Source organism: Streptomyces sp. NPDC006435 (genome assembly GCF_040612315.1).
In the GTDB taxonomy this organism is placed as follows: domain Bacteria; phylum Actinomycetota; class Actinomycetes; order Streptomycetales; family Streptomycetaceae; genus Streptomyces.
The window spans coordinates 37,602-58,018 of sequence record NZ_JBEXPY010000032.1 but is presented as its reverse complement, the minus strand read 5'-3'; the positions used below and the strand labels follow the sequence as shown (position 1 = coordinate 58,018).

Below are 20,417 nucleotides of genomic sequence, written 5' to 3'. Positions count from 1 at the left end.
CCCCCACCCCCCCCCACCCCCCCCCGGCCCGCCGCCCCCCGCCCCCGGGGCCTTGGCCTCCCCCCCGGCGGTGGCCGGCCCGGGGGGCGCGGCCGGTGGGGTCCGTCGCCACCGGGCCGGATGCCGGTGCCGTCCGCTCCTCGTCGGGGCGGGCCGGGTCAGTCGCCGCTCCACCAGCGGGAGACGACCTGCCACAGCCTGGCCGGTGCGGACCGGCCGCGCTGCTGCGGGATGTGGCCCATGGCGGGCTGCGCCGCGGGGGTGCTCCCCGTCCCGTCGACGACCGCCGTCATGGCCGCCGCGCCCGTCGTGGCCGGGGCCGGGGCGGGCGGGGGAACGGGCGGGCGTCCGGGGGTGGGGGCGGTGTGCCGGACGGTCGACTGCACCTCCCAGTCCTGGCGCTGCGCGTTGGGCTTGCCCATGGACGGCGGTTCCCGGTCGTCCTGCGGCGCCCGCGCGGCGAAGTCCGCCGGGAGTTCCACCAGATGCCGCCCCATGATGTTCCCGACCCACTTCAGCTCGCCCTCGTCGACGGCGAGTTCGAGGTCGGGCAGCCGCATCAGCAGGGCGTCGACACCGACGTCGGCGATGGCGCGGCCGATGTCCTGTCCCGGGCATTCGTGCGGGCCGCCGCTGAACGCCAGGTGAGCGCGGTTGCCCGCCATGTCGGCGTTCAGGTCGGGCCGTACGATCGGGTCGGTGTTGGCCGGGGCGATGCCGACGATCAGGGCGTCGCCCGCCTTGATCTGCTTGCCGCCCAGTTCGGTGTCGCCGACCGCCCAGCGGCCGAAGACCGCGGTGAACGGCGGCTCGTCCCACAGCGTCTGCTCGACCGCCTCGGGCACCGTCATGTGACCGCCGCTGAGCCGGGCCCGGAAGCGCGGGTCGGTGAGGACCATCCGCAGGACGTTGGCGATCAGGTTGGCGGTCGCCTCGTAGGAGGCGATGAGGATCAGGCGGAGGTGTTCGCTGACCTCCTGGTCGTTCATCCTCGCGGGGTGCTCGATGAGCCAGGTGGCGAAGTCGTCCGCGGGTTCGCGGCGGCGGCGCTGGACGAGCCGGGTCAGCGCCTCCAGGACGTAGGCGTTGCTCGCGACGGCGGTCGCCGTGCCCCGGGTCATGTCGCGGGCGGCCTGGACCATCCGGTCGTTGTACTCCTCGGGCATGCCGATGATCGCGCACATCACCATCATCGGCAGCCGCTCGGCGAACTGGCTGACCAGGTCGACGCGGCCTTCCTGGCAGAAGTCGTTGACCAGCCGGTTGCTGTAGCGGTTGACGTGCCGGCGGACGCCGCGGGTGTCGATGCGGCCCATGCTGTCGGTGACCGCGCCGCGCTGGCGCTCGTGGGTGGCACCGTCGGCGAAGACGCAGATCGGCTGCCAGGTGAAGATCGGGGCGAGCGGGTGGTCCGGGGCCACGCTGCCGTCCTGCAGGGCCCGCCACCGCCGGGAGTCGCGGGAGAACTGCGAGGGGGTACGGGTCATGTGCAGGTTCTCGCTGTGGCCGAGGACCAGCCAGGCGGGCACGTCCCCGTGCAGCAGCACGGGGGCCACGGTGCCGTGTTCGGCGCGCAGTTTCTGGTAGAGCCCGTGGGGGTCCCGCTCGGCCTCCGGGCCGTAGAACCGGCGCAGTCCGCCGGGCCCGATGCCGAGGCCGTGGGCCGGGCACTCGGGGGGCGGAAACGACCCCTGGGCCGCTCCGGACTCGTAGGGAAATGGGGTTGTCACGATCGCTCCAGGGATCAGGATTCCAAGGACCAGACGGGTGGGGATGCGTGAGGGGGGGTGGGGACTGCGGTCAGGCGAGCGGGAGCGCCAGACTGTGCAGGTAGCGCATCAGGGTCATCAGCACGTCGCGGCTGGAGCCGCGCAGCCGGGCGTCGCAGTCGATCATCGGGACCTCCTCGGGGAGGTCCAGGGCGCTGCGCAGTGCCTCGACGGGGTGCTTCGGGGCGTCGGGGAAGGTGTTGATGGCGACGACGAACGGTACGCCGCGCTCCTCCAGCCGTCCGATGACGTCGAAGCTGACTTCGAGTCGGCGGGTGTCGATGAGGACCACCGCGCCGAGGGCTCCCTCGAACAGCCCGTTCCACAGGAACCAGAAACGTTCCTGGCCCGGCGTTCCGAACAGATAGAGGATCAGCTCCTCGCTGATGGAGATCCGGCCGAAGTCCATGGCGACGGTGGTGGCGGTCTTGCTCTCCACCCCGTAGTTGTCGTCCACGCCGACACCGGCCTGGGTCATGGTCTCCTCGGTGGTCAGCGGCCGGATCTCGCTGACCGATCCGACCATGGTCGTCTTGCCGACCCCGAACCCGCCGACGACCACGACCTTCACCGCGGCGGTCGCCGTGGTGGGGAGGACGTCCTCGCGCCGGGGGCCGGTGATCGTGTCAGAGTTTCTGAAGTCCATGCATCACCGCTTCGAGGAGGGACCTGTCCGGGAGTGTGGCGCGCACGATGGGTGCGCGCGATTCGATGAGTTCGGCGGCGAGGAGCTCGGTGAGGAGCGACGTGACGACGCTGAAGGGCAGTCCGAGGTACGCGGAGAGCTCCGCGACGGATAACGGTGCCTGACAGAGCCGCAGGATCACCGCCTGCTCGGGCTGGACCGTCGGCGTCGGCTGTGCCTTCGCGACGATCATCGTGACCAGGTCGAGAGCCGCTCGCTCGCTGCCGTCGGGATCGCCGGTGATCACGTACAGCCGTTCCGGATCGCTCAGGGCGGGATCGGCTTTTCGGCGCTCTCGTCGGGGAGAACTCATCCGGACAACCCGTCGTGGCGCGGCGGGCTCGTCAGATGGGCTCCGATCCTGACGACCATGTCGCGCATCCGTGATCCGACGAGGCCGGCGTCGACCGTCTCGCCGGCCAGGACCGCGAGGTACGCGCCGGTCCCGGCGGCCATCAGGTAGAAGAAGCCGCCGGTGACCTCGATGACGACCAGGCGCATGAGCCCGTCGCTGTACGGGATCTCGGAGGCGACGGCGGCGGCCAGGCTCTGCAGTCCGGCGCAGGCCGCCGCGAGACGGTCGGCGACATCGGGGTCGCCGCCGTGCTGGGCGATGCGCAGACCGTCCGCGGAGAGCACCACGATCTGGTGGATGTCCGGTACGTCGTCGGCCAGCTGCTTGAGCATCCAGTCCATGTTTCCCCGCTGCTGGATCACTTCAGGTCTCCCCTGTCCCACGCGTCATCGGAGTCTTCGTCGGTGTTCGGGTCCTGCGGCACGCCGTTGACGGCGTTGGTGAATGCCTCCAGCCAGAGTCCGGGCGGCTGCTCCTTGCCGTTGTCGCCACCCGGTCCGTGGCCGTTGGCATGGCCGTTGCGCCGGCCGGCGGTGGGGTCGACGGGCTGGGCGGGGAGGTTGTGCGAACCGAGGGGTGCGCGGCCGCGGCTGCGGCGTTGCGGAAGCCCTCCGGCGGTCCACTCGGTCACCACGGGGACGTCGTCCTCCATGGCGGCCGCGGGGACGACCGGCCTGGTGACGGGGGCCACCGGTCCGGTGGCGGGGCGCTGGGCCACGGGGGTGCGGGGCTTGCGGCGGGCCGGCACGACGTGCTTCATGGCCTCCTGGTCGATGTCGCTGGTGGGCCTCGACGTGGCACCGATGCCGTGGGCGATGCCGGGAGCGGGTCCGGTGGTGATCATGGCGCGGGGCACGATGAGCACGGCACGGACGCCGCCGTACGCGGACTGACGCAGGGATACCTGGAGGTCGTACATCCGGGCGAGGCGTCCGACGACGGCCATGCCGAGTCGCGGGGACTCGCCGAGGTCGTTCATGTTGGAGCCGGCCTGGGCCCTGGCGAGCATGTTCTCGGCCCGCGAGCGGGCCTCCTCGCTGAGCGAGACGCCGCCGTCCTCGATCTCGATGGCGATGCCGGTCTGCACCTCGACGGCGGTGACGTGCACCCGGGTCTGCGGGGGCGAGTAGCGGGTGGCGTTGTCGAGGAGCTCGGCACAGGCGTGGATGAGCGGTTCGACGGCCGTGCCGATGATGGCTACCTTGGCGATCGAGTGCAGATCGACGCGGGGGTACTCCAGGATCCGCGACATGGCGCCGCGCAGCACGCTGAACAGCGGTACGGGCTTGGGCCACTGTCGGCTGGGCCGGGCCCCGCCGAGTACCGCGATGGAGTCGGCGAGTCGGCCGATCAGCGCGGTGCCGTGGTCGATGCGGAGCAGGTCGTCGAAGACGTCGGGGTTGCGCCCGTGGTGCTCCTCCATCTCGCGCAGTTCGCTCGCCTGGCGGTGGACGATCGCCTGGACGCGCCGGGCGACGTTGACGAAGGCGCGCTGCGCGGAGTCGCGCATGGCTTCTTCGTTGTCGATGATGTTGAGCACCGTGTAGACGAGGGTGCGCTGGGCGTCGGGCAGGTCGCGGTACGACTCGTCCGCGTCCACGACGTCGCGGAGCACCTCCTCGGGCGAATTCCCCACGCGCAGACGGTGGATGGCGGCCGGCAGGAGCACCTTGCTGATCCGCACGGTCTCGTCGTCGTGGGTGGCGATGCGCCGTTCCAGGTCGGCGAAGCGGCGTTCGTACACCGCGCGCTGGGTGCGCAGGTCACGGGCCCTGCGGGCGAGTTGGACGGTGAGCGCGGCAATCACGACGGTGGCGAGCACGCCGCACCAGACGACTGGTATCCGCGCGGGCTCGGAGACCAGCGCCGCCGCGGCGGCGGTGGCGCCGCCGACCAGGAGCACGGGCAGCAACACGGCGCGAAAGACCGGGGTTTCCCGGCCGTTCGGCGGTGATTCAACACGGACCATCTAAAACCTCTGGCGGTTGATTCGGGAGGTACACGCGCTTGCAGGACAGTCGGGAACAAGCGCTCGAATTCATATCAACTCGACTTCACTGCGCGTGAGCTTAGTCAGATCGAATCAGGGCTTCGGCACATTCACCCAACCCCCTGCGCGAGCGCTCCGGCGGTAATACACTCACGAGTTTTTGCACGCACCGCCGTCACGCGTGCGCGGGGAGTGACGGTCGCCGACATCGGACGCTCCTCGGCACTGTTCGTACCGCAGGCAGGGACGGAGCCGAGTGGATCGGAGAGATGAACCAAGGCTATTCGGCATGGAGTTCATCCATGAAGAAGCAACAACTCCCGTTCCTTCCCTTCGCATCACCCCCATTTCGTCCCGCACAGAGGGGCAGTCGCACACATGGTCGAGAGAGGTCGAAAGGAACATGTTCGTGGCCCGGGGAAGGGTGACCTTCCGGGGCGCCGGGGTGACGGCCGGTGCGGGCGGCGTCGGAGCGGACGGTCGTCGCGCACCCCCGCACTCCCCGGAACGGCCCCCGGAACGGGACCGGTTGGGCCGCGCATCGGGCCCCGTACCGGACCGTCGTCCCGGATCATGTCCGGGTACGTCGCGTCACGAGACGCACCGGAACCGACGAGGAACGGACGCACCATGGGGCCGACGCGGAGCTACACCATCGAATCGCTCGACACCGGACTCCGGTTGATGCGGCTGTTCCTCACCCACGACACCCTGACCGTCTCCCGGGCGGCCGAACTGCTCTCCGTGGGCAGGTCCACCGCGCACCGGGTGCTCAGCACCCTGGAGGGGCGGGGCTTCGCGGTCCGGGACTCCTCCGGACGCGGTTACGCGCCGGGGCCCGAGCTGGTCCGGCTCGGGCTCCCGGCCGGATTCGGCACGGCGATCCGCGAACGGCTCGGCACCGTGCTGGAGGACGCGGTGCTGCGCACCGGCGAGACGGTGCAGAGCGCGGCGTTGATCGGTGACCGGATCGTCATCACCGACGGCCGCGAGTCCCCGCACCCGGTACGGGTGATGTCCGGGGTCGGCCGCACCTGCCCCGCCCACACCACGGCGGGCGGCAGGATGCTGCTCTCCCGGATGGCGCCGGAACAGGTCTGCGCCCTCTACCCGCGGGAGGAGCTGCCGGCGACCGCGTCGAACGCCCTCACCTCGCGTTCCGCCCTGCTCGCCGAGCTCGACGAGGTCCGCGGGCGGGGGTACGCGGTCAGCCGCGGGGAGTCGGTCCGGGGCGTGTACGCCGTGGCCGTCCTCCTGACCGGGGCGAGCTGGCGCGACCGGCTCGCCCTGACCGCGTCGGCCCCCGCCGACCGGGGCGACGACGCGACGCTCGCCCGCCGCGCCGGGGAACTCCGCCGCTCCGCCGCGCTGCTGGACGGACCCGGCCCGGAGCGCGAGGCGGACCCGCAGCGGTGACGCGCCGGTTCCCCGCACCGCGCGGGCACGTGGCACCGGGCGTACGCCGGAGCGGTGGGGCGGGGCGGGCGACCGGTCCCGCGTCGCGCGGGTGCGGGCCGTGCGGCGACGGCAGCCCGGGGCCCGGGGTCAGCGGCGGGTGCCGCCGATCCGTCCCTCCAGCTGGACGAGCAGCTCGCCGAGCTGGGCGCTGAGCTGGGCGTGGGTGCGCTCGTCGAGGCCCGACAGGACCGTGCGCTCGTACGCCAGTTGCCTCGGCAGCAGCGTGTCCACCAGCGCGCGTCCCTCCTCGGTGAGGCGGACGTGGTTGACGCGGCGGTCGCGGTCGTCGCCCCGGCGGTCGACGAGGCCGCGCTCCTGGAGGACCCGCAGCCGCTTGGTGACGGCGGCGCCGGAGGAGAACGTCTCCCTGGCCAGCTCGCCGGGGGTCAGTTCGCGGTCGGTGCGGCGCACGGCCCCGAGCAGGTCGAACTCGGCGCGGGTCAGTCCGGCGGCGCGCAGCGGGGCGTCCTCCGCCTGCTGGAGCAGGGCGGCGCAGCGGTTGATGCGGCCGATGAGTTCCATCGGTCCGGTGTCCAGCTCCGGGTTGACGGCCTGCCACTGCCGTACCACCGAGGCGACGATGTCGTCGGTCACACCGCTCCGTTCTCCGGGGCGGGGGCGAGCAGCCCCCGCCGTGTCGCTGTAGCGGCGAGCGTACGGTGTCCGGCCCGTTCGGCCGCGAGGACCTGCTCCTGGGGCAGGGCGCGCTGCCACCATTCGCCCGCGGCAGTGTCGTCGGCGTCGCGCAGTTCGACGAGCGAACCGGTCAGTCCGCGGCGGGCGGCGTCCAGGGCTGCGGGATCGGTCCGCGGCTCGGCCAGCGCGCTCACGGCCCGGGCGCGGGCGAGTTCGGTGGCGGCCAGGGCCTTCTCCAGGCGCCCGCCCGCCCGGCGGTTGGTCACCAGGACGGCGGCGAGCAGGCCCGTACCGGCGCCGATGACGGTGTCCAGGACCCGGTCGCCGATGAGTTCGCCGGCCGGATGGGTGCCGCCGAATTCCAGGACCAGCAGCGCCATCGGGGTGACGGCGACGGAGCCGAGCCAGTAGTTGCGGGTGATCAGGGCCTCGGCCGCGAAGCCGAAGAACAGGCAGAAGCCGATGAGGGCCAGAGGTCCGGTGCGGCTGACGGGGAGGACGGCGGCGAAGACGAGGACGCCGATCAGATTGCCCAGGGTGCGTTGCAGGGCCCGGTTCCAGGACAGCGTCACATTGGCCTGGTAGAGGGAGGCGGCGGTCACGATGGCCCAGTAGGGGCGGCCGACGCCGGCCGCCTGGGAGACATATCCGGCCAGGGCGCAGCCGATGAGCGCGCGGACGCCGATCGGCAGCAGAGGGGAGCCGGGGGCGAGGCTGCGCAGCAGCGCGCGGCGGGCGTCGCGCCGGCCCGCGGCGCGCCGGGCGGCCCGCTCGGAGTCGATGCCGAACAGTTCGTCCGAGGTGCCCGGGGCGGGCGGCGGGGTGGGGACGGGGCCGCGGGCACGGGTCTGCCGGGCCCAGGACCGGAGCCGGTCGGGGTCCGGTGCGAGGACGGGCGCGGCCGGAAGGTCGCCGGGGAAGGTGTCGGGGACGGCTCCGGCGGTCGCCGTCTCGGCGTGGACGACGAGGCGTTCGAGCGCCCGGCGCGTGGGGGTGGGGCGGCCGGCGGCGAGCAGGGACTGCCAGGCCGCGTGCACGGCGGCGGCCGCCGCGTGCCGGGTGCGGGGGCCGGGGTCGGCCAGATGGGCGGCGGCCGCGTCGAGGGCGCGGGCCGTCGCCCGGCGCTCCGGGCCCTCCCGGCGGATGAGCACGGGGCCGACCGCGACCAGCCAGGCGATCGCTCCGGCGGCCAGGGTCAGCGCGAGATGGCCCGGCACCTGGCCGAGTCGCTGCGGGGCGAAGAGCGCGGCCGAGGTGACGAACGTGAAGATCACCGGTCCGGGCGGGCCGATGCGGGTGGCGTCGCAGAGCGTCTTCTGCCCGGCCGCGAGGACGGCCCCCACCGCGATCAGCACGGCGGTCGAGGAGGTGAGGGAGGCCGTGACCAGCGATATCGCCATGCCGATGACCATGGAGACGACGACTCCGGCGACGGCTCGGGCGCGGCGCGCGTAGGGCAGGTTGTGGCCGTACAGGGCGCAGAGCGAACCGGCCATCGTGTACATCACGAGGTCGATCCGGTCGACGGCGAGCAGCACCAGGTCCGGTACGGCGGTGGCGACGACGACGCTGAGCGCCGGTTTGAACCACATGTCCGAGGGCCGGGCGAGACGCAGCGGGGCCGCCAGCGGGAGTCTGCGGACGGAGGGCTGCCGGGACCAGGTGGTTGTATCGCTCACTCAAATACTTTAGCAGGTATTACACCCGTAAAATATTTCCTTCCGGGTCGCCGGCCGACGGGCCCCGGGCCACACTGATCGCAAGCACCCACGCACCCGCTCCCCACCCCGGTCCGGCATCCGTTCGCGGCGCGCGCCGATGCGGGCCCTCTGGAGTCCAGCCGATGTACGAGAGCGATGCCGGACTGCTCGCCCCCGGGCGGGCCGGCTCCCCCGCCGAGACGGCCACCGGCGACAGCGCCTTCCTGCGGGCGATGCTCGACGCCGAGGCCGCGCTCACCCGCGCCCAGTCCGACTGCGGGCTGGCCCCGGCCGGCGCGGGGCAGGCGGTGACCGCGGCGGCGGCCGACATGAGCCGGTTCGACGTGCGGGACCTCGCGCTGCGCGCCCGCGCGGGCGGCGATCCCGTCGTCCCCCTGGCCCTGGACCTGGTGGCGAGGGTGGCCAAGGACTTCCGGCCGTACGTGCACCGGGGCGCGACCAGCCAGGACATCCTCGACACGGCCGCCATGCTGGTCGCCGCGCGCACCCTGGCACCGGTGCTCGACGACCTGGCGCGCACCGCGGACGCGGTGGCCCGGATCGCCACCGCGCACCGCAACACCCCGATGGCCGGCCGCGCGCTCACCCAGCACGCCGCGCCGATCACCTTCGGGCTGAAGGCGGCCGGGTGGCGTGCGCTGATCCTCGACGCGCGGGACCGGCTCTCGGCCGTACGGGAGTCGCTGCCCGCCCAGCTGGGCGGCGCGGCGGGAACCCTGGCCTCGTTCGGGGCCTACGCGCCCGACGCCGACACCGACGGGATCGATCCGGGGCTGCCGCTGCTCCAGATGTTCGCGAACGAACTCGGTCTGGCCGAACCGCTGCTGCCCTGGCACACCCTGCGCACCCCGATCGCCGACCTGGCGGGCGCGCTGGCCTTCACGGCGGGCGCGCTCGGCAAGACGGCGGCCGATGTGCTGACCCTGTCCCGTACCGAGATCGGCGAGGTCGCCGAGGCGCAGGGCGAGAACCCGTCCGTCCTGGCGCACCGGGCCGATCCGGTGCGCGCCACGCTGATCGCGGCGGCGGCCCGCCGCGCCCCCGGTCTGGCCGCGACCCTGTACGGCTCGCTCACGGCCGAGGACGAGCGGCCGGCCGGGGCCTGGCACGCCGAGTGGGAGCCGCTGCGCGAACTGCTGCGGCTGGTCGGCGGCGCCGCGCGGGACGCCGCCGAACTGACCGGGGGTCTGCGCGTCGTCCCCTACGCCATGCGGGAGAACCTCCAGCTCACCGACGGGCTGATCGTCTCTGAGCGGCTGGCCGCCGCGTTCGCGGAACGGATCGGCCGCAGACGGGCCGCCGAGGTGCTGGCGGGCGCCGCCGTCCGGGCCCGCGCGGAGACCACGGACCTGTCCGACGTCCTCACCGACGTCCTCGACGAGGAGCCCGAGCTGGCGGGGATCGACCTGGCGGAACTGACCGAGCCCGCCCGGTACACCGGCTGCGCGGGCGCGCTCACCGACCGTGCGCTGGACCGCGGCTGACCACTCCCCCGAACGCCCTCCACGCCCGGGTCAGACCAGTTCGCCCCCGCGGGCGACGACCCGCCCGGCACGCACCACCAGGGACGGGACCGGGCGGTCCACGACGGCCTCGGGCAGCGAACCGGCGGCGACGAGGACGAAGTCGGCCGGGTCGCCGGGCTCCAGCCGGGAGGCGGGCAGCCCGAGCAGCGCGGCACCGCCCTGGGCCACCGCCTCGTAGCAGGCGGCGAGTTCGGCGTCGGTGCGGGCGTCCGTGCGGTAGGCGAGCAGATGGGCGCGGGCGAGCATGTCGCCGTCGCCGAAAGGTGACCAGGCGTCGCGCACCCCGTCGGAGCCGACGGCGATCCGCACCCCGTGCGGGGCGAGCAGTGCGGGGTCCAGGACCGGGTCGTCGCCCAGGGCGCAGGTGACCAGGGCGACGCCCGCCTCGGCCAGCCGCGCGGCCATGGCGTCGCGTTCGTCGCCCCCGAGCCCGGCGACGGCGAACGCGTGGCCGATCGTGACGCGCCCCCGCATCCCGGCGGCGACGGTGCGCCGGGCGATCTCGGCGGTCTGGCGCAGCCCGGCGGGCCCGCCGTCGTGCAGGTGGATGTCAAGGGGGACGTCCTTGCGGCCGGCCAGTTCGAACACGAAGTCCAGCTGACCCTCCATGTCGCCGTCGATGCCGACGGGGTCGAGGCCGCCCACGACGTCGGCCCCCTCGGACAGGGCCTGCTCCATGAGCTCGGCGGTGCCGGGCTCGCTCAACAGGCCGAGCTGGGGGAAGGCGACGACCTGGACGTCGATGAGGTCCTTGCGGGCGTCGGCCGCGGCGCGCACCCCGTGCACCCCGAGCAGGCCGTGCGCGGGGGCGACGTCCACGTGGGCCCGCATGGCTCGGGTGCCCCGGGCGATGGCCCGGTCCATCAACGCCCCGGCCCGCTCCTCCACCGGGGAGGTGAATCCGGCCCTGGCCCGTACGTCGCCGTCGATCAGGTCACGGAGCGTCCCGGCGGGCTCCCGGCTGAGCCAGGGCCCGCCCCAGGTGGTCTTGTCGGGGTGGATGTGCGCGTCCACGGGCGAGGGCAGGACGAGGGCGCCCGCGGCGTCCACGGTCCCGCAGCCGTCGGGCACTTCCGCCGGGTCGTACCCGGCGATCCGGCCGTCGGAGACCAGCAGGTCGCGGACGCTTCCGTCGGCGGTGCGGACGGCGGTGAACAGGATGTGGGGAAGGACGGGGGCGGATGTCGCCATGGGGCCGGGGTCTCCTTCTGGTGCGGGATGGTGCGCGAGGGACGTGACGCGGTGCGCGCGGACGGAAAGCGCCGCGAGGAGGTGCGCGGGAGCACGACGGGCGCGGATGCCGCGGCCCTCGCGGATTCCGGGAAGCTCCCGCGGCCCCTTGCCCAATATTTGGTATACCAGATGGTCGGAGTGTCGGCCCGCACCGGCATCCACCCCTCTTTGAAATTTCACACACCACGTACGATGACGGAATGAACGAACCTGGCGGGCAGCGGCCCCGGGGAAGGCGGGGCATCGGCGCCCCCGTCGCCCTCGGCTGGCTCTTCATGCTGTTCGCCATGGTCACGTGCTGCTCGGTCCCGGCTCCGTCCTCGCACGGTTCCGGCGCCCACAGCACCTCCGCCGTCCGGGCCTTCACCCCGGCGCACGCCGCGCCCGCGCCGTCCGTGGTGGCCGACGCCTCCGCGGACCGGGGCATGGGCAGCTCCTGCCACGGCACGGTCGAGCACGCGACACCCGTCGTGCTGCCCGGCCAGAGCGCGCCCGCGGCCCTTCCCGGTGCCACCGTCGCGGCCCCCGCCGCCCCGCTCACCGGGGCCGCCGCGATCCGCGGCCCCTCCAACGACGCCGTGCGCGCGGTCGACCATCTTCGTCTGCAGGTTCAACGGGTCTAGAGGCAGGCCCCCGTTTTCCGGAGAACCGGAGAGCGGGCTCCCCCATGCCCCGATACCACCCGTCTCGTCGAACCGAAGGACCCCCATGGCTTCCGCCAAGAACCAGAACGCCTCCGCCGCGCGCCGCGCCAAGCTGGAGGAGGCCCGCCGCAAGGAACGGGCCCGCGAGCGGCGCAGCCGCATCATCACCATCACCGCGTCCGTCGCCGTGGTGGCCGCGCTCGTCGCGGGCGGCGGATATCTGATGTCCGCGGCCGACGACCAGGAGAAGGCCGAGGCCCAGGCCAAGTCCTCGCCCGTGAAGGGCGAGCGGACCTGGGACAAGCTCACCCAGAACCACGTGGAGAAGCAGGTCTCCTACCCGATGAACCCGCCGGTCGGCGGCGACCACAACCCGGTCTGGATGAACTGCAACGCCGACGTCTACACCAAGGCGATACCGAAGGAGAACGCCGTGCACTCCCTGGAGCACGGCGCGGTCTGGGTGACGTACACGGACAAGGCGAAGCCCGCCGACGTCGAGAAGCTCAGCACTCGGGTCAAGGCGACGCCCTACTCGCTGATGAGCCCGGTCGAGGACCAGGCCGCACCGATCATGCTCAGCGCCTGGGGCAAGCAGGTGACGGTGACGAGCGCCACCGACGCGCGCGTCGAGCAGTTCTTCACCAAGTACGTGCAGGGCCCGCAGACGCCCGAGCCCGGCGCCGCCTGCACCGGCGGGGTCGCCGGATGACGCCCGCCCTCCGCTCCTCGCGCCCGATGGTGCTGGCGGGCGGCACGGTGCTGCTGCTCGCGCTGGGCCTGATCGCGCTGATGCTCGTACGGCCGTCCCCGTCCGCGGGCTCCGACTCCGTCGCGGCCGCCCCCTCGGACTCCTCGGTCGACGTCGGCTTCGCCCGCGACATGTCGGTCCACCACCAGCAGGCGGTCGAGATGTCGTTCATCGTCCGGGACCGCACCTCCGACGAGGCGGTGCGCCTGCTGGCGTACGACATCATCAACACGCAGGCCAATCAGCGCGGCATGATGCTCGGCTGGCTGGACGGCTGGGGCCGGGCGAAGTCGTCCGCCGCCGAGCCGATGGCCTGGATGGGGCACGCCTTCACCCCCAGGGGCGACGGTTCGCTGATGCCCGGCATGGCGACCGACAGCGAGCTGGACGAACTGCGGGCGGCGAAGGGGAAGAAGGCCGAGGTGCTGTTCCTGAAGCTGATGACCGTGCACCACCGGGCGGGCGCGGAGATGGCCCAGGCCGCGGCCACCTCGGCGGACACCGAACTGATCAGGAACCTGGCGGCGGGCATGGTCAGGGGCCAGCAGTCGGAGATCGAGCTCATGGCGGACATGCTCGAGAAGCGCGGCGCGAAGGCCTGATCCGATACCGGTGCACGGGCCCGGGTCCACTGCCGGCGCACCGGACCGGATCCAGCACCGGGGCACGGGACCGTTCCGGCTTCCGTCGGCGGCCCGTCCGCGGGGGTTCCTCCCCTGCGGACGGGCCGTTCCCGTACGCGGCACGGCCCGTGGGAGGTGCCCGATGCCCCGCACGACGGCCGGGCACCGGACACCAGGGGTTCGCACAGGGGATCGCATAGGCTCGTCCCCGACATGAAGAGCAACCTCGCACCGCTGGGGCCCAAGGCCGACAAGGACACCGTGCGCCGCAGCAACCTCAGTCTGGTGCTGCGCGCCGTCCGCGAGGAGGGTGCGGGCGGGGCGACCAGGGCAGGGGTCGCCGCGCGGGTGGGGCTGACCCGGGCGGCGGTTTCCTCGCTCGTCGAGCAGTTGCTCGGCATCGGGTTCCTCACCGAGTCCGGCAAAACCTTCAGCGGGCAGGCGGGGCGGCCCGGCACCACGCTCGAAGTGGCGCGCTCCGGGCCCGCCGGCCTCGGCGTGGAGGTCAACATCGACTACGTGTCGGTGTGTGTCGTCGATCTGGCGGGCACCGACCGGGTACGGCGCACCGAACACCTCGACAACCGCGGCGCACCGCCCGCGCAGGTCCTGGCACGGGCCGCCGGCATCGCGGCGCGCACCCTGGAGTCGGCGCGCGAGCAGCGGCTCCGCCCGGTCGCGGCGGCGTTGGCACTGCCCGGTCTGGTGTCCGGCGGCACGGTGCGCCAGGCCCCCAATCTGGGCTGGAACCGGGTGCCGGCCGAGGAGTTGTTCGCCGCCGCGTTCGCCGCCGCACGCCCGGGGCACGAGGCGCTGACGGTGCGTTCGGAGAACGAGGCCAACCTGGCGGCGCTCGCCGAGCTGTGGTTCGGCGGGCTCGACCCGATCCGCAGCTTCCTCCATCTGACGGGCGAGATCGGTGTCGGTGGCGCGCTGGTCGTCGACGGCGAGCTGCTGCGCGGGGCGCACGGTTTCGCCGGGGAGATCGGGCACGTGGTGGTGGAGGCCGGGGGGCCACGGTGCCGGTGCGGTTCGCGCGGCTGTCTGGAGCAGTACGCCGGTCAGGCCGCGCTCCTGCGGGCGGCCGGGATCGACGGGTCCGACAGCGGCGCGGTGGCCGAACTGGAGCGGCGCGCCCGGTCCGGGGACGAGCGGGCGGTGGCCGCCCTCGCGCGGGCGGGCCGGATGCTGGGACGGGTGCTGTCCGGAGCGGTGAACCTGCTCGACCCGGACGCGGTGGTGCTCGGCGGGATCTACCGGAACCTGATGCCGTGGCTGTCGCCGGCCATCGACGAGGAGCTGACCGGCCGGGTGGTGTCGGGGCTCTGGTCCCCGGGCAACGGCCGGCTGCGCGCCTCGTCCGCCGCCGGCGACGCGGCCCGGGGCGCCGCGGCGCTGGTGATGACCGAGGTGCTGGCCGACCCGGTGGCGTACGCGGGCCGCACGACGGGCCGGCCCGCACGGACCGCCGGACCGGACCGCTGACGTACAGGCACCGGACCGCCGGACCGGACCGCTGACGCACGAGGACCGGACCGCCGGCCTGCCCGGAGCGCTCGGTCAGCGCACGCCGAGCAGGTGGTCCATGGCCAGCTGGTCCAGGACCTCGAACGCCATGCCCCGTTCCGCCGCCGCCGTGACGTCGAACTCCTCGTACGCCGACCGGTCGGCCAGCAGTGCGGCCACACCGTCCTCGGCGGTGGGGCGGGCCAGTTCGTCGAGCCGGGACGCGCGCAGCGCCTCCCGCACGGCGGGGTCGGCGCGGAAGGCAGCGGCGCGCTCCTTGAGGATCAGGTAGTTGCGCATGCAGCCGGCGGCCGAGGCCCGGACGCCGTCGTGGTCCTCGGTGCGCGGCGGCTTGAAGTCGAAGTGCCTCGGGCCCGTGTAACCGGCCGTCTCCAGCAGGTCCACGAGCCAGAACGCCTGGCGCAGGTCACCGGCGCCGAAGCGCAGGTCCTGGTCGTACTTGATGCCCGACTGGCCGTTCAGGTCGATGTGGAAGAGCTTGCCCGCCCACAGTGCCTGCGCGATGCCGTGCGGGAAGTTCAGCCCGGCCATCTGCTCGTGCCCGGTCTCCGGGTTGACGCCGACCAGCTCCGGGCGTTCCAGACGCTCGATGAAGGCGAGGGCGTGGCCGATGGTCGGCAGCAGGATGTCCCCGCGCGGCTCGTTCGGCTTGGGCTCGATGGCGAACCTCAGGTCGTAGCCCTGCTCGGTCACGTAGTCGCCGAGCAGGTCGAAGGCCTCCTTCATCCGGTCGAGGGCGACCCGGACGTCCTTGGCGGCCCCGGACTCGGAGCCCTCGCGTCCGCCCCAGGCCACATAGGTGGTGGCGCCCAGCTCGACGGCGAGGTCGATGTTGCGCAGGGTCTTGCGCAGTGCGTAGCGACGTACGTCGCGGTCGTTGGCGGTGAACGCGCCGTCCTTGAACACCGGGTGCGTGAAGAGGTTGGTCGTCGCCATGGGGACGACGAGCCCGGCCGCGTCCAGTGCCTGCCGGAACCGCTTCACGATCCCCTCGCGCTCGGTGTCCGTCGCGCCGAACGGGATCAGGTCGTCGTCGTGGAAGGTCACGCCGTACGCGCCCAGTTCGGCGAGCCACCGCACGGTGTCGACCGGGTCGGCCGCCGCGCGGGTCGCGTCGCCGAACGGGTCGCGTCCCTGCCAGCCCACCGTCCAGAGCCCGAAGGTGAACCTGTCCTCGGGGGTGGGCGTGAAGCGTTCCGTCATCGTCTGCCGCCTTCGGTACGGGCCGGGCCTTATTTGTTAAGCGTCATGACTAATCATGCACGACCACCTCGGGGCACGTAACCCCTCACCATCGGCCGCGAAGTCCGGTACCCTGCCCCACCGGCCCGGTACCGGCGTGATCGGGGAGCGGCGCCACCGCTGTGCGGAGCGGGGTCGGTCACGTAATTTGTTTTGCGCACGATCAAATATGCCGGACCCGCGACAGAGGAATGAGGGCGCCATGCCGCCGCGCACCGTCGTCATCGGTGTGGACAGCTCCACCCAGTCCACCAAGGCGGCCTTCGTCGACGCCGGGAGCGGTCGGCTGCTGGCCGTCGGCCGTGCCCCGCACCGCGTCGACGGGGAGGCGGGGGCCCGGGAGAGCGACCCGGAGGGGTGGTGGCGGGCGCTGTGCGACGCCGTCGCCGCCGGGCTGGCGGAGTCGGGGGCCGCGGGATCCGAGGTGACCGGCATCGCGGTCGCCGGGCAGCAGCACGGGCTGGTCGTCCTCGACCGCTCGGGCCGCCCGTCGCGTCCCGCGATGCTGTGGAACGACACCCGCTCCGCCCCGCAGGCCGCCGCGCTCACCGCGGCGCTGGGCGGCCCGGACGCCTGGACCGCCCGGACCGGATCGGTGCCGGTGGCCTCCGTCACCGCGTCGAAGTGGCAGTGGCTGCGGGAGAACGAGCCGGAGCACGCCGCTTCTGCCGCCGCCGTGCGCCTTCCCCACGACTTCCTGACCGAGCGTCTCGCGGGCGTCGCCGTCACCGACCCCGGCGACGCCTCGGGCTCCGGCTGGTACTCCACCGCGACCGGCGCCTACGATCCCGAGATCCTGGAACTCCTGGGCCTGGACGCAGGGTTGCTGCCGGAGTCGGCCGACTCCGGGGCGACGCGCGTCGGTTCGCTGACCGCGCGGGCGGCCGAGGCGCTGGGCCTGCCCGCCGGGATCGCCGTGGCCGCGGGGACCGGGGACAACATGAGCGCCGCGGTCGGGCTCGGGCTGGGCGGCGCCGGGCTGCTCGACCACCCGGTGCTCAGTCTCGGCACCTCGGGCACGGTCTTCGCCTCCTCCCGGACCCGGCCCGCCTCACCGGCCCTGTCCGGCTTCGCCGGGACGGACGGCACGTACCTCCCGCTGGCCTGCACCCTCAACTGCACGCTCGCCGTGGACAAGGTGGCCGCGCTGCTCGGCCTGGACCGCGACGACGCGGCGCCCGGCGGCGACGCGGTGCTCCTGCCCTACCTCGACGGCGAACGCACCCCCGACCTGCCCACCGCCGCCGGTCTGCTCACCGGGCTCCGGCACGACACCACGTCCCGGCAACTGCTCGGCGCCGCCTACGAGGGCGCCGTCTTCACCGTGCTGCGCGCCCTGGACGAACTGCTGCGGGCCTGCGGTCTCGACCCGGCCGCCCCCGAGGTGGCCGCCCGGCCGCTGCGTCTGATCGGCGGCGGGGCCCGGGGGCGTGTCTGGGTGGAGACGGTGCGGCGGCTGTCCGGGCGGCCGGTGATCGTGCCGGGCGGCGGCGAACTGGTGGCGACCGGGGCCGCGGCGCTGGCGGCGTCGGCGGCCGGTGGTGCGGATCCGGTCACGATCGCCACCGGCTGGGGCACCGGCGAGGACACCGAACTGCCCGCCGTCCCGCGGGACTCGGCCACCTGGGACCGGATCGGTTCGGTACTGGAACGGGCCGCGGGCCCCCTGCTGGGCGGCCGCTGACCCCACGTTCCCCGGATTCCCCGGGCGTCCCGTGCGTCCCGCCTCCGGGTGCCCGTGCGCCCCGGCGCGCGCCGCGTCGTACGCCCCGCGGGCAGTTCTGAGCTGCCGTCACGCCGGTCCGGCCGGTACCCGTCGGTGCTCCCCCGTCGCCCCCGGGACCGGTTTGGGGAAGCGAAGCGGTCTTCACTAGTATCCGGCGATGATCATAAGAAAAAGGCTGACGGCCGGGGTGGGCATCCTGCTCGCGACCCTGACCGCCGGGCTCGGTTCGGCGATCCCCGCCGCTGCCGACGAAGCCCCCGCCAAAGCCTCCCCCAAGGTCGAGCTGGTGCTCGACGTCAGCGGTTCCATGAGGACCCGCGACATCGACGGCCAGTCCCGGATGACCGCGGCGAAGCAGGCGTTCAACGAGGTCCTGGACGCGGTTCCCGAGCAGGTGCAGCTCGGCATCCGGACGCTCGGCGCCGACTACCCCGGCGACGACCGGAAGGTGGGCTGCAAGGACACCAGGCAGCTCTACCCGGTCGGCCCGCTCGACCGCACCGAGGCGAAGACGGCCGTCGCCACCCTCGCCCCCACCGGCTGGACCCCGATCGGTCCGGCCCTGCTGGGCGCAGCCGACGACCTGGAGGGCGGCGACTCCACCCGCCGGATCGTCCTGATCAGCGACGGCGAGGACACCTGCGGCCCGCTCGACCCGTGCGAGGTGGCCCGGGACATCGCGGCCCGCGGCATCCACCTCGTCATCGACACCCTGGGCCTGGTGCCGAACGCGAAGATCCGCGAGCAGCTGACCTGCATCGCCGAGGCCACCGGCGGCACCTACACCGCCGTCCAGCACACCGACGAGCTCTCCGGCCGCGTCAAGCAGTTGGTCGACCGGGCCGCCGAGCCCGTCGTCACGCCGGTGGCGACCGAGGGCACCGACCGGTGCTCGACCGCGCCGCAGCTCAAGCCCGGCCTGTACACCGACCGCCAGAAGTTCGGCCAGCACCGCTGGTACCGGGTGGACGTACTGCCCGGCCAGGAACTGCGCACCTCGGTCAGCGTGTTCGCCGACCGGGCCGTGAACAACGACTACGGCGTGCTGCTGCGGGCGCTGACCGTGCACGGCCGGGAGATCGTGCGGGGTTCGGAGTCGGGCACCGGCCGCACCGACGCGATCTCCTCCGGTCTGCGCTATCCGAGGGCCGGTTCGGCCGAGACGGACAGCGACGACAAGCCGGCTGCCGAGACCGTGTGCCTCCAGGTCAGCAACTCCTTCTCGGCACCGGCCTCGGTGAAGACCTCGCCGGGCATGCCGGTCGAGCTGACCGTGGACCTGGTGGACGACCCGGACGAAGCGGCCGACGTGGCCGCCTTCGGTCTCGGCCGCGGCTGGTGGCTGCTGGGCGTGCTGGTCCTCACCGGACTGGTCGTGGGCCTGGTGTTCGGCTGGATCTCGCGCTGGCGCATCGCCGTCTGGAGGACCAACTGATGAAGCGAACGACACGCGCGTTCACAGCCGCGCTGCTGACCGGGCTCGCCCTGCTGACCCCGGCGGGTGCCGCGGTGGCCGACGACCCGTCGGCGAGCCCGAGCCCGAGCGCCTCCGACGAATCGGCCGGCCCCACCGAGGCCGGCACCACCTTCCGTACGGCGACGGCGATCCAGCAGGGCCTGACCGCCACCGCCGATGCGTCCACGGGTGACTACCTGTACTGGGTCTTCCCCGCCGACGCGGGCCAGCGGGCCACCGTGAAGGCGAGGATCACCCTGCCCGAGAGCGCCACCCGGCACGGCGCCTCGACGTGGCAGGTCGACGTGTACGACGGGCTGCGGCGCCGTCAGGCGTGCATGTACGGCCGCCAGACCGGAAAGGCGGCGGCCGACGCGTCGACGGTCGAGCTGGCCTGCGTCCTGCGGACCGTCCGCGCCTGGGCCGAGCCGTGGGCCGACGACCCGCTGCCGGGCAGTTACTACGTACGCCTCACGGTCGTCGGGCTGCCCCCGTCCGACCTGGGGCTGCCGGTACGGACCGAGGTCGAGGTCAACTCGGTCGACAAGGGCGGTGCCGGTGACGTGGACGGCACACTCGCCGAGCCGCTGGTGCCCGGCGTCTCCTCCGTCGCGCAGGCGTCCGACGACTCGGCCGCCGGTGACGACGCGTCGGACGAGGCGTCGTCCGGCGACGGGCCCGAGGACGGCTGGTCCTCCGGCTGGTGGACCGACCGCTGGCTGTGGACGGTGGGCGGCGGCGTCCTCGGGGCGCTCGCGGCGGTCTTCGGGTACTCCCTCACCCGTGGCGGCGGCCGCCCGTCCAGGGTTCCGCCGGGCGCCTGACCCGCGCCCCCGTACGGCGTCCCGACCCGGTGGACGGGCCCGGCCCCGCAGGGCCCGTCCACCGGGAACGGCACGCCGGCCCGCCGCCCCTCCCGCTCTCCCCGTCTCCCCTCTCCCCGCCTCGTCTCCCCGTCCCCGTCGACCGTCCGCCCACGGGGCGCCCGACCCGGCTACTCTCGTCAACTCACGTACCGTGCAGGGCCGATGACATGTGCCACCGGTGCGGGAGCCCTGAAGTCAGGTCGCTGCGC

Annotated in this window: 18 protein-coding genes; 9 read left to right on the top strand and 9 right to left on the bottom strand. The window is 73.6% G+C overall.

Going from position 1 to position 20,417, the window contains the following annotated elements; all coding sequences use genetic code 11:
* Window positions 1-158: 158 nt before the first annotated feature.
* The 5 genes from ABZZ04_RS27485 to ABZZ04_RS27465 form a co-directional block, all read right to left on the bottom strand.
* On the bottom strand, window positions 159-1,730 hold the full coding sequence (locus ABZZ04_RS27485; RefSeq protein WP_356934902.1) for a cytochrome P450: 1,572 nt from the start codon (window positions 1,728-1,730) through the stop codon (window positions 159-161).
* A gap of 70 nt (window positions 1,731-1,800) precedes the next feature.
* Entirely contained in the window at window positions 1,801-2,415 is a 615-nt protein-coding gene (locus ABZZ04_RS27480) for an ATP/GTP-binding protein (protein ID WP_148832526.1), read from the bottom strand.
* Entirely contained in the window at window positions 2,396-2,767 is a 372-nt protein-coding gene (locus tag ABZZ04_RS27475; protein ID WP_148832528.1) for a DUF742 domain-containing protein, read from the bottom strand. The genes ABZZ04_RS27480 and ABZZ04_RS27475 overlap by 20 nt, the downstream gene beginning before the upstream one ends.
* The gene (locus tag ABZZ04_RS27470) at window positions 2,764-3,171 is read right to left on the bottom strand and encodes a roadblock/LC7 domain-containing protein (protein WP_148832530.1); all 408 of its coding nucleotides are present in this window, start codon (window positions 3,169-3,171) and stop codon (window positions 2,764-2,766) included. The genes ABZZ04_RS27475 and ABZZ04_RS27470 overlap by 4 nt, the downstream gene beginning before the upstream one ends.
* Entirely contained in the window at window positions 3,168-4,778 is a 1,611-nt protein-coding gene (locus ABZZ04_RS27465; RefSeq protein ID WP_356934901.1) for an ATP-binding protein, read from the bottom strand. The genes ABZZ04_RS27470 and ABZZ04_RS27465 overlap by 4 nt, the downstream gene beginning before the upstream one ends.
* Before the next feature lie 651 nt (window positions 4,779-5,429).
* Here ABZZ04_RS27465 and ABZZ04_RS27460 point away from each other — a divergent pair.
* Entirely contained in the window at window positions 5,430-6,215 is a 786-nt protein-coding gene (locus ABZZ04_RS27460; RefSeq protein ID WP_356934900.1) for an IclR family transcriptional regulator, read from the top strand.
* A gap of 129 nt (window positions 6,216-6,344) precedes the next feature.
* Here the strand turns inward: ABZZ04_RS27460 and ABZZ04_RS27455 are convergent, their stop codons facing one another.
* Both ABZZ04_RS27455 and ABZZ04_RS27450 read right to left on the bottom strand, forming a co-directional pair.
* On the bottom strand, window positions 6,345-6,851 hold the full coding sequence (locus tag ABZZ04_RS27455) for a MarR family transcriptional regulator (protein WP_356934899.1): 507 nt from the start codon (window positions 6,849-6,851) through the stop codon (window positions 6,345-6,347).
* Window positions 6,848-8,572, bottom strand: coding sequence for an FUSC family protein (locus ABZZ04_RS27450; RefSeq protein WP_356934898.1), 1,725 nt, complete (start codon window positions 8,570-8,572; stop codon window positions 6,848-6,850). Before ABZZ04_RS27450 ends, ABZZ04_RS27455 begins: the two co-directional genes overlap by 4 nt.
* Window positions 8,573-8,736: 164 nt before the next feature.
* Here ABZZ04_RS27450 and pcaB point away from each other — a divergent pair, with 164 nt between their 5' ends.
* Window positions 8,737-10,098, top strand: a complete 1,362-nt coding sequence (pcaB, locus tag ABZZ04_RS27445) for a 3-carboxy-cis,cis-muconate cycloisomerase (RefSeq protein ID WP_356934897.1) — start codon at window positions 8,737-8,739, stop codon at window positions 10,096-10,098.
* Between the two features lie 30 nt (window positions 10,099-10,128).
* On the opposite strand, the gene ABZZ04_RS27440 is transcribed toward pcaB, so the two are convergent.
* The gene (locus ABZZ04_RS27440) at window positions 10,129-11,331 is read right to left on the bottom strand and encodes an amidohydrolase (RefSeq protein WP_356934896.1); all 1,203 of its coding nucleotides are present in this window, start codon (window positions 11,329-11,331) and stop codon (window positions 10,129-10,131) included.
* Window positions 11,332-11,573: 242 nt separating this feature from the next.
* Between ABZZ04_RS27440 and ABZZ04_RS27435 the strand changes: the two genes are divergently transcribed.
* From ABZZ04_RS27435 to ABZZ04_RS27420, 4 genes are all read left to right on the top strand, one after another.
* Complete coding sequence (locus ABZZ04_RS27435; RefSeq protein ID WP_356934895.1) at window positions 11,574-11,996, top strand: hypothetical protein; 423 nt, start codon at window positions 11,574-11,576, stop codon at window positions 11,994-11,996.
* An 85-nt stretch (window positions 11,997-12,081) separates the two neighbouring features.
* Window positions 12,082-12,729 (top strand): DUF3105 domain-containing protein, encoded by a 648-nt coding sequence (locus tag ABZZ04_RS27430; protein ID WP_356934894.1) that lies wholly within the window; start codon window positions 12,082-12,084, stop codon window positions 12,727-12,729.
* Window positions 12,726-13,370: a DUF305 domain-containing protein gene (locus ABZZ04_RS27425; protein ID WP_356934893.1), complete on the top strand. Its 645-nt coding sequence runs from the start codon at window positions 12,726-12,728 to the stop codon at window positions 13,368-13,370. Before ABZZ04_RS27430 ends, ABZZ04_RS27425 begins: the two co-directional genes overlap by 4 nt.
* A gap of 234 nt (window positions 13,371-13,604) precedes the next feature.
* Window positions 13,605-14,876 (top strand): ROK family protein, encoded by a 1,272-nt coding sequence (locus ABZZ04_RS27420; RefSeq protein ID WP_356934892.1) that lies wholly within the window; start codon window positions 13,605-13,607, stop codon window positions 14,874-14,876.
* 75 nt (window positions 14,877-14,951) lie between these two features.
* Here ABZZ04_RS27420 and xylA read toward each other — a convergent pair whose 3' ends face one another.
* Window positions 14,952-16,121 carry a xylose isomerase gene (gene xylA, locus ABZZ04_RS27415; RefSeq protein WP_356934891.1) on the bottom strand — a complete coding sequence of 390 codons (1,170 nt, stop codon included), beginning with the start codon at window positions 16,119-16,121 and terminating at the stop codon, window positions 14,952-14,954.
* A gap of 241 nt (window positions 16,122-16,362) precedes the next feature.
* Here xylA and xylB point away from each other — a divergent pair, with 241 nt between their 5' ends.
* The 3 genes from xylB (at window position 16,363) to ABZZ04_RS27400 (ending at window position 20,166) form a co-directional block, all read left to right on the top strand.
* Entirely contained in the window at window positions 16,363-17,844 is a 1,482-nt protein-coding gene (gene xylB / locus ABZZ04_RS27410; RefSeq protein WP_356934890.1) for a xylulokinase, read from the top strand.
* A 199-nt stretch (window positions 17,845-18,043) separates the two neighbouring features.
* Window positions 18,044-19,321: a VWA domain-containing protein gene (locus ABZZ04_RS27405; protein WP_356934889.1), complete on the top strand. Its 1,278-nt coding sequence runs from the start codon at window positions 18,044-18,046 to the stop codon at window positions 19,319-19,321.
* Window positions 19,321-20,166: a hypothetical protein gene (locus ABZZ04_RS27400; RefSeq protein ID WP_356934888.1), complete on the top strand. Its 846-nt coding sequence runs from the start codon at window positions 19,321-19,323 to the stop codon at window positions 20,164-20,166. The genes ABZZ04_RS27405 and ABZZ04_RS27400 overlap by 1 nt, the downstream gene beginning before the upstream one ends.
* The last annotated feature ends 251 nt before the right edge of the window (window positions 20,167-20,417 follow it).

Bases quoted from the DNA above. Each gene is read 5' to 3' on its own strand.
- ABZZ04_RS27460 (WP_356934900.1), top strand. From the start codon at position 5,430: ATGGGGCCGACGCGGAGCTACACCATCGAATCGCTCGACACCGGACTC.
- ABZZ04_RS27480 (WP_148832526.1), bottom strand. From the start codon at position 2,415: ATGGACTTCAGAAACTCTGACACGATCACCGGCCCCCGGCGCGAGGAC.
- xylA (WP_356934891.1), bottom strand. From the start codon at position 16,121: ATGACGGAACGCTTCACGCCCACCCCCGAGGACAGGTTCACCTTCGGG.
- pcaB (WP_356934897.1), top strand. From the start codon at position 8,737: ATGTACGAGAGCGATGCCGGACTGCTCGCCCCCGGGCGGGCCGGCTCC.
- ABZZ04_RS27440 (WP_356934896.1), bottom strand. From the start codon at position 11,331: ATGGCGACATCCGCCCCCGTCCTTCCCCACATCCTGTTCACCGCCGTC.
- ABZZ04_RS27475 (WP_148832528.1), bottom strand. From the start codon at position 2,767: ATGAGTTCTCCCCGACGAGAGCGCCGAAAAGCCGATCCCGCCCTGAGC.
- ABZZ04_RS27405 (WP_356934889.1), top strand. From the start codon at position 18,044: ATGATCATAAGAAAAAGGCTGACGGCCGGGGTGGGCATCCTGCTCGCG.
- ABZZ04_RS27430 (WP_356934894.1), top strand. From the start codon at position 12,082: ATGGCTTCCGCCAAGAACCAGAACGCCTCCGCCGCGCGCCGCGCCAAG.
- ABZZ04_RS27420 (WP_356934892.1), top strand. From the start codon at position 13,605: ATGAAGAGCAACCTCGCACCGCTGGGGCCCAAGGCCGACAAGGACACC.
- xylB (WP_356934890.1), top strand. From the start codon at position 16,363: ATGCCGCCGCGCACCGTCGTCATCGGTGTGGACAGCTCCACCCAGTCC.
- ABZZ04_RS27400 (WP_356934888.1), top strand. From the start codon at position 19,321: ATGAAGCGAACGACACGCGCGTTCACAGCCGCGCTGCTGACCGGGCTC.
- ABZZ04_RS27425 (WP_356934893.1), top strand. From the start codon at position 12,726: ATGACGCCCGCCCTCCGCTCCTCGCGCCCGATGGTGCTGGCGGGCGGC.
- ABZZ04_RS27465 (WP_356934901.1), bottom strand. From the start codon at position 4,778: ATGGTCCGTGTTGAATCACCGCCGAACGGCCGGGAAACCCCGGTCTTT.
- ABZZ04_RS27435 (WP_356934895.1), top strand. From the start codon at position 11,574: ATGAACGAACCTGGCGGGCAGCGGCCCCGGGGAAGGCGGGGCATCGGC.